This window comes from Rhodocyclaceae bacterium, assembly GCA_020248265.1.
Taxonomy (GTDB): Bacteria; Pseudomonadota; Gammaproteobacteria; order Burkholderiales; family CAIKXV01; genus CAIKXV01.
This window is the reverse complement of the sequence record JADCHX010000008.1, coordinates 106089-118777: the sequence shown is the minus strand read 5'-3', so window position 1 is coordinate 118777 and position 12689 is coordinate 106089. Positions and strand designations below refer to the sequence as shown.

The 12689-nt window shown below is 67.7% G+C and carries 12 protein-coding genes; 4 read left to right on the top strand and 8 right to left on the bottom strand.

The genetic code is table 11. From position 1 onward, the window contains the following. The first annotated feature begins 3 nt into the window (after positions 1 to 3). Both phnE and ING98_09045 read left to right on the top strand, forming a co-directional pair. Positions 4 to 855 (top strand): phosphonate ABC transporter, permease protein PhnE, encoded by an 852-nt coding sequence (gene phnE, locus ING98_09050; GenBank protein MCA3102008.1) that lies wholly within the window; start codon positions 4 to 6, stop codon positions 853 to 855. Then, the gene (locus ING98_09045; protein MCA3102007.1) at positions 852 to 1571 is read left to right on the top strand and encodes an ATP-binding cassette domain-containing protein; all 720 of its coding nucleotides are present in this window, start codon (positions 852 to 854) and stop codon (positions 1569 to 1571) included. Before phnE ends, ING98_09045 begins: the two co-directional genes overlap by 4 nt. Here the strand turns inward: ING98_09045 and argH are convergent, their stop codons facing one another. Next, positions 1572 to 3035: an argininosuccinate lyase gene (argH, locus tag ING98_09040; GenBank protein ID MCA3102006.1), complete on the bottom strand. Its 1464-nt coding sequence runs from the start codon at positions 3033 to 3035 to the stop codon at positions 1572 to 1574. It abuts the gene before it with no gap. A gap of 30 nt (positions 3036 to 3065) precedes the next feature. On the opposite strand from argH, the gene ING98_09035 reads away from it, so the two are divergent. Together ING98_09035 and ING98_09030 are read left to right on the top strand one after the other, a co-directional pair. Further along, entirely contained in the window at positions 3066 to 4193 is a 1128-nt protein-coding gene (locus ING98_09035) for a histidine kinase (protein ID MCA3102005.1), read from the top strand. After that, positions 4193 to 4960: a response regulator transcription factor gene (locus ING98_09030; GenBank protein MCA3102004.1), complete on the top strand. Its 768-nt coding sequence runs from the start codon at positions 4193 to 4195 to the stop codon at positions 4958 to 4960. The genes ING98_09035 and ING98_09030 overlap by 1 nt, the downstream gene beginning before the upstream one ends. Positions 4961 to 5060: 100 nt before the next feature. Here the strand turns inward: ING98_09030 and ING98_09025 are convergent, their stop codons facing one another. From ING98_09025 to ING98_08995, 7 genes are all read right to left on the bottom strand, one after another. Then, positions 5061 to 5972: a polysaccharide deacetylase gene (locus ING98_09025; GenBank protein MCA3102003.1), complete on the bottom strand. Its 912-nt coding sequence runs from the start codon at positions 5970 to 5972 to the stop codon at positions 5061 to 5063. An 88-nt stretch (positions 5973 to 6060) separates the two neighbouring features. Next, positions 6061 to 6771 (bottom strand): carotenoid 1,2-hydratase, encoded by a 711-nt coding sequence (locus ING98_09020; GenBank protein ID MCA3102002.1) that lies wholly within the window; start codon positions 6769 to 6771, stop codon positions 6061 to 6063. A 131-nt stretch (positions 6772 to 6902) separates the two neighbouring features. Then, on the bottom strand, positions 6903 to 8528 hold the full coding sequence (gene crtI, locus ING98_09015) for a phytoene desaturase (protein ID MCA3102001.1): 1626 nt from the start codon (positions 8526 to 8528) through the stop codon (positions 6903 to 6905). Then, positions 8521 to 9195, bottom strand: coding sequence for a spheroidene monooxygenase (locus tag ING98_09010; GenBank protein ID MCA3102000.1), 675 nt, complete (start codon positions 9193 to 9195; stop codon positions 8521 to 8523). The genes crtI and ING98_09010 overlap by 8 nt, the downstream gene beginning before the upstream one ends. Before the next feature lie 131 nt (positions 9196 to 9326). Next, positions 9327 to 10703, bottom strand: coding sequence for a photosynthetic reaction center cytochrome c subunit (locus tag ING98_09005; GenBank protein ID MCA3101999.1), 1377 nt, complete (start codon positions 10701 to 10703; stop codon positions 9327 to 9329). After that, positions 10703 to 11680: a photosynthetic reaction center subunit M gene (locus ING98_09000; protein MCA3101998.1), complete on the bottom strand. Its 978-nt coding sequence runs from the start codon at positions 11678 to 11680 to the stop codon at positions 10703 to 10705. The genes ING98_09005 and ING98_09000 overlap by 1 nt, the downstream gene beginning before the upstream one ends. A gap of 27 nt (positions 11681 to 11707) precedes the next feature. Then, a complete protein-coding gene (locus ING98_08995) occupies positions 11708 to 12532 on the bottom strand; it encodes a photosynthetic reaction center subunit L (protein ID MCA3101997.1) in 825 nt (274 codons plus the stop codon). Positions 12533 to 12689: the final 157 nt, after the last annotated feature.

Sequence of the window (12689 nt, the reverse complement as noted above, 5' to 3'; positions counted from 1 at the left end):
GCCATGCCATCCCGGCCGCCGACACCGCAACCTGCGCGCCCCATCTCTCCCAATGTAGCCGCCGCCTGCGATGCGCTGGAGGCACGATCGCGCGGAGGCTGGCGCTGGCTGAAGCTCACCCTGCTTGCCGCCGGCATCATCGGTTTCTATGCATTGTGCGCATGGCTCGCCCGGGTCGACCTGCTGCGGCTGTTCGAAGGGCTACCGAAGCTCGCATTCTGGATCAGCCAGGCCTGGCCACCCGCGATCGGCGAGCTGCCGGTGATCCTGCTGCGCACCGCCGAGACAATCGCCATCGCGGCACTGGGTACCACGATCGCGGTGCTGCTGGCGCTGCCCACCGCGGTATTCGCCAGCCGGAACATCACGCCGCTGCGCTGGGCCTACCATCCGGTACGCTGGCTGCTCAATGCATTGCGCGGCATAGATTCCTTCGTGTTCGCGTTGATCCTGGTCGCGGCGGTGGGCCTGGGTCCGTTCGCCGGCATGCTCGGCGTCGCCCTGCATACCTGGGGCAGCGCGGCCAAGCTGTTCGCCGACCATGTCGAGAGCGCATCGCTCGATACTGTCGAGGCGATGCGTACCACCGGTGCGACGCGCTCCACCGCGCTGGTCTATGCACTGGTACCCCAGCTCGCGCCGGTCACGGCCTCGACCGCGCTGTACCTGTTCGAGTTCAACGTGCGTGCCTCGATGGTGCTGGGCGTGGTCGGTGCCGGCGGTATCGGCCAGGAATTGAAGAACAGCATGGACCTGCTCGACTTCGCGCGGCTGGCCACGATCCTGGCGGTGATGCTGCTGGTGGTCACCGTGATCGACCAGGCGAGTGGCGCGTTGCGGGCGCGGCTGAAATGAACGATCGATTCCTGGCTCCAGCCCTCGCCTTCGACCGCGTCGGTCATCGCTACGGCGACCATGCAGCGCTCGACGATGTGAGCTTCTCCTGCGCGCCAGGCGAATTCATCGCACTGCTGGGCGCCAGCGGGTCGGGCAAGACCACGTTGCTGCGCGGCGCCGCTGGCCTGCTTGCCTTCGACCAGGGCGCCGTGCGCTCCCCGGGCAGCGGCGACCGGCGCACGATCGCGATGGTGTTCCAGTCGCACGTGCTGATCGATCGGCTGTCGGCGCTGGACAACGTCCTGGCTGGCCGCCTCGGATACAACCCGCGCTGGCGTGGCTGGCTGCGCCGGTTCAACCGGGATGACCGGCTGCTCGCGATCGACTGCCTCGACCGGGTCGGGCTGCTGTCGCATGCCGCGCGGCGCGTGGACACGATGTCGGGCGGGGAGCGCCAGCGGATCGCACTGGCACGCGCGCTCGCCCAGCAGCCGGCGGTGCTGCTGGCCGACGAGCCAGTCGCCAGCCTCGACCCGGAGGCTGGCGCGACCGTGCTGCGCCTGCTGCGCGACTGCTGCCGCGAGCGGCAGGCTGCGGTGGTCTGCAGCCTGCACCAGCCCTCGCTGGCACTCGAGCATGCCGACCGGGTGGTGGCCCTGCGCAGCGGGCGCGTGGTGCTCGACGCGCCGTCCTCCGCGCTGGATGCTGCAGCGCTGGCCGCGGTCTACCGCTGATCAGATCCGGTTGCGTGCCGCGGCCAGCGCCGCACGCACTGCCGATGGCGCGGTGCCGCCGGCATGGCTGCGGCTCGCCATCGAGCCTTCGACGGTGAGCACGGCATAGACGTCTTCGCCGATCGCCGGCGAGAACGCCTGCAGGTCGGCCAGCGGCAGGTCGGGCAGATCACAGCCAGCCTGCTCCGCATGGCGCACCGCGCGCGCGACCGCCTCGTGCGCATCGCGGAACGGTACGCCCTTGCGCACCAGGTAATCGGCGAGGTCGGTGGCGGTGGCGAACCCCTGCTTCAGTGCCTCGCGCATGGCATCGGGCTTGACCCGGATGCCGCCGACCATGTCGGCGTAGATGGTCAGCGTCATCAGCAGCGTGTCGACGGTGTCGAACAGCGGCTCCTTGTCTTCCTGGTTGTCCTTGTTGTACGCGAGCGGCTGGCCCTTCATCAGGGTGAGCAGCGCCACCAGGTGGCCGTTGACCCGGCCGACCTTGCCGCGCACCAGCTCCGGCACATCCGGGTTCTTCTTCTGCGGCATGATCGACGAGCCCGTGCAGAAGCGGTCCGCGAGGTCGATGAACGAGAAGCGCGGGCTCATCCAGAGGATCAGTTCCTCGGAAAATCGCGACAGGTGTGTCATCGTCAGGGAAGCGGCGGCGCAGAACTCGATCGCGAAGTCGCGATCGGATACGGCGTCGAGCGAGTTCGCGCAGATCGAATCGAAGCCGAGCTCGCGCGCGACCCGCTCGCGGTCGATCGGGAAGCTGGTGCCGGCCAGCGCAGCCGCGCCGAGCGGCAGGCGGTTCACCCGCTTGCGGCAGTCGGCGAAACGCTCGCGGTCGCGCGCGAGCATCTCGAAATACGCCATGAGGTGGTGCGCGAACGAGACCGGCTGCGCGACCTGCAGGTGCGTGAAGCCGGGCATCGCCGTCTCGACATGCTGCGTGGCAAGCCCGAGCAGCGCGGACTGCATCGCACGCAGTGCACCGTCGATCGCATCGATCGACGCGCGCAGCCACAGCCGGACATCCGTGGCGACCTGGTCGTTGCGCGAGCGGCCGGTATGCAGCCGCTTGCCGGCATCGCCGACCAGTTCGGTCAGTCGGCGTTCGATGTTGAGGTGCACATCCTCGAGGTCGAGGCGCCAGGTGAACCGGCCAGACCGCACCTCGTCGAGGATCTGCGCCATCCCGCGCTCGATGTCGGCGAGGTCGTGCGCCGACAGGATGCCGCAGCCGGCGAGCATCCGTGCATGCGCGAGCGAGCCCTGGATGTCGTACTCGGCAAGTCGCTTGTCGAAGTCGACCGAAGCGGTGTAGCGCTTGACCAGTTCCGATACCGGCTCGTCGAATCGACCGGACCAGCTGCTGCCACCGCTGATGCCGCCGATCGTGTCTCGCGCGGGAGCAAGGCCCGCCTGGTTTGCAGGCTGGACGGCGCCGGGTGTGTCTGGAATCTCGGGTTGCATCGGGCGCAGTCTGGCGTCGACAATAGAAGGATGGAAGGCCGTTCGAGTATAGGCGAAAACCCCGCCCCCCCTGCCCGGACGGAGGCTGCGCGCCATGCCTCGGGCACCGCGCGCAGCGGGGCCCAGCTGCCCGACTTCCGCAACCTCGGCGTGCTGTTGCGCATCCTGCTCGGTGTCAATGCCGCCTCCCTCGTGGCCGCGCTGCTCAAGACGCAGACCTTGTCGGCGATGGGCGAGACGCTGATCGAGGTCTCCGCGCTGGTGCAGCCGGCAATGTTCCTCACGCTGCTGATCCTCGCCGCCGCGCAGCCCCTGCTCGACCGTGTCCGCTACGAGTTCGGCGTGGCGGCGGTACTGCTGACCGCGATGGGCGTGACCGCGGCATTCAACCTGCTGGACGGGGGGATGATGGGCCCTGTCGGCGACACGCTGCCGCGCCACCTGTTCTGCACGATCATCACCGTCTGCATGCTGCTCGCATGGTTCGACCTGCGCAGCCGCGCGCTGTCGCCGGCACTGGTCGAGGCGCGGCTGCAGGCGCTGCAGGCGCGCATCCAGCCGCACTTCCTGTTCAACAGCCTGAACGCCGTGCTGTCGTTGATCCGTGCCGATCCCCGACGGGCGGAGCACGTGCTGGAAGACCTCGCGGACCTGTTCAGGGCATTGATGGCCGACAGCCGCGCGTTGTCGACCTTCGCCAGCGAAGTGGAGCTCGCACGGCAGTACCTCGCGATCGAGTCGGTGCGCCTCGGCGACCGGCTGCGCGTCGAGTGGGACATCCAGCAGATGCCGGGCGAGGCTCGCCTGCCGACGCTGATCCTCCAGCCCCTGCTCGAGAACGCGGTCTATCACGGCATCGAACCATCGATGGCGACCGGGACCGTAGTGATCCGGATCTTTCGCGCCGGAAACGAAGTGCACACGCTGCTGTCCAATCCGGTGCCGGCGGGCGGCGAGCGCAAGCAAGGCAACCGCATCGCGGTCGACAACATCCGGGAACGCCTGCAGTTGTTCTTCGACGCCGAGGCGCGCATGCGCATCCGGGAGCATGAAGGCCGCTACGAGGTGAGCATCCGCGTGCCCTACACCGACACCGACCGCCGGGCCTCGCCCGGGGCAGGTACTCCACCAACCTCAGGCCAGACCGGGGATCGATGATGAGCATGCCTTCCGAACCGCTGCTGCGCGTGGTGATCGTCGACGACGAGGCACCCGCGCGCAACCGCCTGCGCGACCTGCTGGTCGACTGCGCAGCTAAGGTGCCCCTGGAGATCGTCGGTGAAGCCGCCAACGGTCGCGAAGCCCTGGAGTTGCTGCAGGGCCAGGATGCCGACCTGGTACTGCTCGACATCCGGATGCCGGAGATGGGCGGCGTCGAACTCGCCGAGCACCTGCTCAAGCTGCAGCACCCGCCGGCGGTGATCTTCATCACCGCGTACGAGGAATACGCAGTGAAGGCGTTCGAACTCAATGCGATCGACTACCTGCTCAAGCCGATCCGCGCCTCGCGGCTGGCCGAAGCGCTGCTCAAGGCACGTTCGATCGTACCCCTGCGCGCGGATCTCCTGCGCGGGCTGTCGGACGCACCGCGCCAGCATCTGTCGGTGACCGAGGGGGGCAAGGTCTATCTGGTGCCGATCGCCGACATCGTGTATTTCAAGGCAGAACTGAAGTACGTGACGATCCGGACCGCGCAGCGCGAGTACCTGATCGAGGAGTCGCTGACGCGGCTGGAACAGGAGTATGCAAAACGCTTCGTCCGCATCCATCGCAACTGCCTGGTCGCGCGCGATGCGATCGTCGGCTTCGAGCGACTGTCCGGTGCCGAGACGGATGCACACTGGGTGGTGCTGCTCAGGGGCCTGGCCGACAAGGTGGCCATCTCGCGCAGGCAGCAGCACATCGTGCGCGACCTCTCGCGCTAGCCGTACAGCGCGCAGGGAGGGGTGGGGTCAGGTCTTGAGTTTTGCACTGAAGCAAAATTCAAGACCTGACCCCACCCCCGGTTCAGGGCTGGCGCGCGCGTCACCCGGCCGATAGCTGCACCGACCCGGGCAACGTACGGTAGTAGCGCGCGATGTCGCGCGGCAGCGGCCACCAGACGCCTTCGCTGTTCGCGCGCATGTGTTCGAGCGCGCGGCGCAGGTGCACGATGCGGAACGGCTGGCCGACGATGAAGGTATGCAGCGACATGCCGAACACCAGCGGCGCCTTGCGCGAGCGGCGCTTCATCTCGTCGAACTGGTCGATCAGCATGTCCGCGTACTGCTCGGCGGTGTGGCGCCGGCCGACGATCGCCGGCTGGTCGTTCAGCTCTATCGGATAGGGCATCGACAGCAGCCGCCCCTGCCGCCCCGCACTGCCCCCTTTCATCCAGAACGGCTGCTCGTCGCAGGTGCCCCAGTCGAGCACGTATGAATAACCGTTGTCGACCAGGTGGTCGGGCGTCTGCAGGCTGGGCGTGAGGTAGGGCGACAGCCAGCCCTCCGGCCGGACGCCGTCCGCGCGGGCCATCATGTCCGTGACCTCGCGTGTCATCCGCGCCTCCGCCTCGGGCGACATGTCGATCGGACGCTCGGTACCGTTCGAGATGCCGTGGCCGATCATCTCGTCGCCGCGATCGCGGTAGCGGGCGACCAGCTCGGGGCTGTGCTCGTAGTTCTCCGAGTTGACGATGACGCCGACGTTGATGCCCAGCTCATCGAACAGCTCGGCCAGGCGCCAGCCACCGACCCGGTTGCCGTACTCGCGCCACATCCAGCTGCGCTGGCTCCAAGGCTTCGTCTCGCGATCGAGATCGATCCCGCCACCGGCGCCGAACGGGAAGTGCTCGACGTTCACGGCAATGTAGACGGCCAGGCGCTTGCCGTCTGGCCATTCATAGGCGGGGCGCATATCGATGCCTGAATAGGGATAGCGGTCGTGAGAAGGCAGCATGGCGGCAGATCCTGGGTGTAGGGGATAGTGGGGTCAGGTCTTGCCTTTTGCATCTTCGATGCAAAAGGCAAGACCTGACCCCACCCGTTCAGCCGGTGCGCGGCATTCGCCAGGGCAACATCAGCTGTACCGCGGTCGAGGTCAGCCGGGGTACGTTGAGCGTCTCGTGCATCGAAACCACCGTTTCACCAAGCAGCCCGGAGGACAGCACCGAGCGCACGTAGAAGGGCGTGTCCTCGAGCGTCTGCGTCACGGTTGCCTGGGTGCCCGGGTCGGTGCGCATCGTGCGCCCGATGCGCCAGGCTGTCCTGGGCAGGGGCTGCCGGGGCGGCGGCTCGAAGGATTCGACCTTCGCATCGCGGTCGAAGCGCAGCGCGAGTACCCGGTCTGCACCGACTTTCTGCCGCACATCGTAGATCACCGCGGTGCTGCCATCGCGAAGGCTGGCACGCGACCAGTCCCATTCACGGAATGGCCGCTCGATCGGTTCGTCACCCTCATTGCTGTCGAGGTAGCCGTGCCCGGACCAGCTCATGCCCGGGCGGTCGAAGCGCGCCTCGACCGTGGCCGCCGGTGCGATCGGTCCCCAGCGGTGGCGTCCGCCATCGTCGAGCGTGGTGACGAACGGCGAGAGCGCGTGCGGATGTACCCGTACCCGTCCGCGCACCCGCTGCGGCAGCGGCACGCCCACCTCGTCGATGTCGATGGTCAGGCAGTTGCCGTCCCACTCGAGCCGGCTCGGGCCGACCGTGAACGAGCCAGGCGTGCGCTGCACCGAGCGCCGGCGCCGCTCGGTCATCGTCCAGCGCCTGCCGGCATCGCCGTAGAGCGCCACGTTGATCGAGCAGTAATGTTCCGGGTCCGCCGCCCCCTTCGACAACGCACGCCGATAGTACGGCGAGAAGACGCTGCCGACGAACGCGATGATGGTCAGGCCATGGCGGCCGTCGTCACTGAGCGCGTCGACATACCACCAGAGATAACCACCCGTGTCGACCGGCTGGTCGAACCGAGGTGCCCCAGAAGCGTCGCGGCCGCCAGCTGCCCGGACATCGCCGCCATCGGTACGCCCGGCCCCGGATGCACGCTGCCCCCCGCAAGATAGAGCCCTGGCAGGCGACTGCTCGACCCCGACCGCTTGAACAGGGCCATCCATCCCTGCGTCGCCCGTCCATAGAGCGAGCCCCCGGTCGCGGGGAACAGCCGCTCGAAATCGTGCGGTGTCGTGCGGACCGTGCTCGCCGGATCGATCTCCAGCTTCAGGCCACAGTGGGAAAGCAGCGCCTGCATCCGGTGTTCGCATGCATCGATCTCCGAGGATTCGAGGGGGCGGGTATCGCCGGTCGCCGGTGCATTCACCAGACAAAGCAGGCGCTCGCGACTGCCGGGCACCGGTGCCCGCGCCATCCCGGCCGCGCGGTCCTGCGCGCAGATGTAGACGGTCGGCTTCGACGGCAACCGGCCAGAGCCGAAGATGTCGCTGAACTCCGATGCGTAGTCGTCATCGAAGAACACGTTGTGGTTGTCGAGCGGAAAGCCAGCCGTGCGTGCATGCATCGACCAGGTCACCGCCGACAGCGAGCGAGCGGCGTGCGGAACGCGATCGACCGAGCCCGACACCGCCTCGCCGAGGCAGCCGCTGGCCAGCGCATGCGCGTCGCCGTTGAACACGACGCTTTCGGCATCGATCCGTTCATCGCCGGCCAGCACCACGCCGCAGGCCCGGCCACCGCGCACGAGTATCTCGTCGACTGCCGTGCCGTATCGGAACGTCACACCACGCTCGGCCGCCAGGGTGGCGATCGCGCAGGCCAGGCCGTGCATGCCGCCATCGACCGACCACACGCCGTCCATCTCGACCTGCGCGACCAGCAGCAGGGTGGCCGGTGCGCTCCAGGGCGAGCTGCCGCAGTAGGTTGCATAGCGGCCGAACAGCTGACGCAGCCGCGGATCGACAAACTGGCGCGCCAGCTTGGAAGCCAGCGAGGTGAACGGACCGAGCTTCACCAGTTCCTTCACGCCGCGCATGCCGAGCGAGCTACCCATGCCGACCAGGCTGGGTCGCGACGAGCGGATGTAAGGCCCTTCCAGCGCGTCGTAGACGTCGCGAGCCTGCCGGCAGAATGCGCGGAACCGCTTCGCCTCGGCAGCGCCAGCGAAGTCGCCGATCGCATCGACCGACCGTTCATGGTCGGCGAACAGGTCGAGCCGGCTGCCATCGCGCCAGGCGTGGCGTGCAAGCACCGGCAGCGGCGAGAGCTTCAGCCGCTCGTCGAGCGAGGCCCCGGCGCCGGCAAAGATCTGCTCGAACACCCAGCGCATCGTGAATACCGTGGGTCCGGAATCGACCGATGCACAGCCGGCCTCGACCCGGCGCATCTTGCCGCCGGGAGTTGCCGCACGTTCGACGACGGTCACCTGCACGCCGGCACAGGCGAGCTGCAGCGCGGTGACAAGGCCTCCGATGCCGGCGCCGACGACCACCGTGCGATGGTCCTTCAGGGCGCGGCCATGTTCGATGCCACCAGGCACGGAAGGCAGTGAACCATCAGGCATAGGTGCGCCCCTTCCAGGTACCGCGCAGGGCTTCAGGCACGAATCGTACGAACATCGACTCTGAGAAGTAGCCACCTTCGCGCGAGGCCCGGATCGCTTCCATGTGCGCTCCGGTACGCGCATAGCCATCCATCGACGCGATGCTGTCCCAGACCGTGAAGGTCGCCTGGCGCAGCAGCGGCGCCTCGCCGAGCCCGACTGCGAGCAGGCAACCGTGGGCATCGGCAAGCGAGCGTTCCGCCGGGGGCGCCTTGCTCCAGAACTCGCGCGCATGACGCGGGCGAATCGACGCGCGCGTGAGACCGGCAATCGGTCCGTCCTGCGGTGGTTGTGCCACTGGCTCGAAGCGGACGCCGTCCCAGCTGCCACGGCACGAGAACGCACGCAGCCGTACTTCGAGGTATTCGCGCGCATGGTCCCGGTAGGCCTGCACCAGCGCGGACCGTTCCAGGAAGTCGTACGCCGCGGCGGGACCGTCGAACAGGCAGAGCAGCCCCTGCCGCGAGGCGCTCGGCTTCAGTCCAAAGCCGCCTTCGAAGCCACTGCCGAGCACCTTGGCGAAACGCACGCCGGGCTGGCCTCGTACCGCGCTGCGTCCGAACGCGAAACGGCCGTATCCCCAGAGCCGGGAGGCGGGCCGGATATCCGCCAGCACGACCACTACCACGGGTTCGGCGGGCTGCGGGCGATCGGCGCACTGGCCGGCGGGGATCTGCGCATTCCCCGGGACGGCACCAGCTTCCCGCACCGCTGGACCGGCCGCCGCCGAGGGCAGCGACCGGTGCAGCGAGCCCGGGTTCACCTTGCAGCGACCAGGTCCACACGCCGCGAGTTGGCGTCGGCACCGCCGATCACGAACTCGGGCTTGCGCATGTCGATGCGGGCCACCGGCACGCCAGCCGCGGTCAGTGCATCGCGCACCGCCACGGCGCGGTTACGCGCCAGGTCGAGGTTGGCCTGCGGGTTGCCAGTGCGGTCGGTGAAGCCGGACAACGCGATCTTCACCGAGGCATCGGCCATGGCCGCCTTGGCCGCCTTTCCGATCTCGGCCTTCGCCGCAGCCGAGAGGTCGGACCTGCCGGTGTCGAACAGCACGCGGCCGAGCACGCCTGGCGGCGGCGCCGCCGCGCGGGGTGCACCCGTCGCGCCGGTAACCCTGCCCAGTTGCGGGTAGTCACGCAGCATGCTCACCCCGTACAGCGGCTTGTAGGCTCCCTGGTGGCAGGTCGCGCAGTTCACCTTCGCGACATCGCCGGTCGGGCCCAGCCGCCCGGCCGGGAATACCGGCGTCAGCGGCTCGATGTACGCGGTGTTGATCTCGCGAGCCATCCTGATGCCGTGCCAGGCCGTGACGCGTTGCGGGGGCGCACCTTCCCATTTCGCGAAGTTCTGCGTGTTGTGGCAGTAAGTGCAGTTCACGCCCAGTCCGTCCGACATGTGCATCATCAGCGAATAGGTGAACTCGGCCTGCTTGATCGACGAGCGGTTGCCAGTGGGCAGCGCAGTCGCCCCGTTGTTCCGGATCTCCTTCGGGTCGCTCGACAGGTAGTCGCGCAGCGCGTCGTAGGGCAGCGATGCGAGGCCGACGTTCGCCGCAGCCTTGTTCTGGCCAGCGTCATTGCCGAGGGCGCGCGTTGCCTGCGGATGCAGCGGCGACCGGTACCAGACTTCCGCCGGGTTGTGGTTGCCACGGTGGCAGGTATAGCAGGTCACGCCGGTCTGGGACACGTGCGCAGTCCAGCGGCTGTTGATCGCCTGCGTCATCTGGATCATCCGGCGTGCGACGACCTTCGTGTACATCGAGTCGGAGGAGAAGTCCTCGCCCGGCGCATGGCAGTACGAGCACTGCTCGTTCGGAGCGACCCATGCACTGATCGCCACCATCAGCCGGGTGAACTCGGCAGCCGACACGTCGCCGAGCACCTGGACGTTCTTGTACACATCCCGTGCGCGTGGACCGTCGGCCGGCACCGCCGGCAGCGGATCGGGCACGACGTTCTTGTACGTCTCGGGGATCAGGATGCGCGGGTTGTAGACCTGCACCATGCCGGTGCCGCGAAAGCCGTGCTGGACGGTGTCCACCGGCGGCCGCTCGCAACCCGAGAGCAGCGCACTGGCGGCGATCGCCGCCGCGGCAAGGCAGATCCGGCGGATGTAACCGCTGCTGGACTTCATCATTTCACCCCCTGGATCAGCGTGGCCGGGTCGACGACCGCCGGGAACACGGCCGGGTACATCGGTGCGACACCATGCTTGACCGCCCACAGGTACCAGTTATCCACGACAGTCCCGGTGAGCAGGATGCCGATGCCACCGACCAGCGGGCACAGCACTGCGAACCACCATGCCCAGCGATGGATCGATTCCATCGTGGCGTTGAAGCCCATCGTCCAGCGCCAGAACAGCGCCGCGCGCTCCGAGGCCGTGCCCCGATCGACGATCTGCTCGATCTCGCGCTCGCCGCCGAAACGGGTGACGGCGAGGATGGTGCCGCCATGCATCGCGAACAGCAGCGCCGAACCGTAGAGGAAGGCGATGGACAGCGCATGGAACGGGTTGTAGAACAGGTTGCCGTAGCGCAGCGAGAACGCGGCGGTCCAGTCAAGATGGGGGAAGATACCGAACGGCACCGCCTCGCCCCAGCTGCCCATCAGCAACGGGCGGATGAAGCCCAGCACCAGGTACAGCCAGATCGCCGCCGCGAATGCCCAGGCCACGTGCGTGCCCATGCCCAGGGCACGGGCACGGGTATACATGCGCGCCCACCAGAGCAGCAGCGACACGGTCAGGAAGAAGCCCGCCATCATCCACCAGCCACCGTCGTTCAGCGGCGGCAGGCTGAGCCCATAGCTCGGCGGCGGCGGTTCCAGCGCGAGCCAGAACAGTTGCCGGACGAACTGGATCGGGTCCCAGTTGACCGAGGCCAGCATGTTGAAGCCGATGATCCAGAACGCCAGCAGCCCGCACATCAGCGAGGCGAGGCCCAGCCCGCCCAGGTAGATCGGGCCGATCTGTGCGTTGCCGATGCGGCCCAGGAGATGGACGATCATCGGCTCGCCGGTGCGCGGGCTGTTGCCCTTGCCCAGCGGCACGCCGTGCGAAGCAGGCCCGGTGGGCTGGATCTGCGTGAAGATGTTCTGATAGTAAGACATGCGTGTCTCCTCGCTTCTCGTTTTCGCCTACGACCAGATCGGCAGGTTGAGCCACCAGCCCCACCACTCGGGCCAGCCACGCGTCCAGAACGGGCCACTGATCACGATGCACACTGCGCTCCAGAAAACCGCCGCCAGGGCGAGGAACAGGCCGAGCCTGTGGATGCCCAGCGTACCGATCGAGTAGCCGATCGTGTCGCGGAAGAAGGTGTCCTCGTGTTCGGGGGTCTTGACGGCCTCGCCCTTCGGCGGGTTGGTGGCCGACAGCACCAGCGCGCCGTGCAATGACAGGGCGAACGTGCAGGTGAAGAAGAAGCTGACGGCGATCATGTGCGCCGGGTTGTAGTGGAAGTGCAGGTACTGGTAGCCGACGTTCGACACCCAGTCGAGGTGGCTGAAGATGCCGTAGGGAAATCCATGTCCCCAGGCGCCGAGCAGTAGCGGACGCACAACCACCAGCGTGACGTAGGCGCCGATCGCGAAGGAGAATGCGAAGGGTACGTGGTAGCCCATGCCGAGCTTGCGGCAGATTTCGACCTCGCGCAGCGCCCATGAACCGAAGGCACCTATCGCGCAGACCGTGATCAGCTGCCACAGCCCGCCCTCCAGGAGCGGTGCCAGGCCCAGCCCGTACTTGAGGTCAGGCGGCGCGATATTGATCTGCCAGAGGTTCCAGGTCGGGCCCTGCGAGGCCCCCCAGAGGATCAGTGCGGTGCCGAGGATGCTGAAGAACATCGTCGTCACACCGAAGAAGCCGACGTAGAACGGCCCGATCCAGAAATCGAAGAGGTCGCCCCCGACGAGCGTGCCGCCACGGACACGGTACTTTCGTTCGAAACTCAGCATTGCCATCTTGGGTCCTCCCGCCGTGCGGCGCCTCGTTGCGCCATCGCGGTCGAAATCGATATCGGGGTCAGGTACGAATAACGCCGGTACTGCAGGGCCTGAGGCCCTCCTTCTGCCCAGGTCGGCGGACGAGGCCCGGCAAGCCGCACCGGTGCCTCGCCCC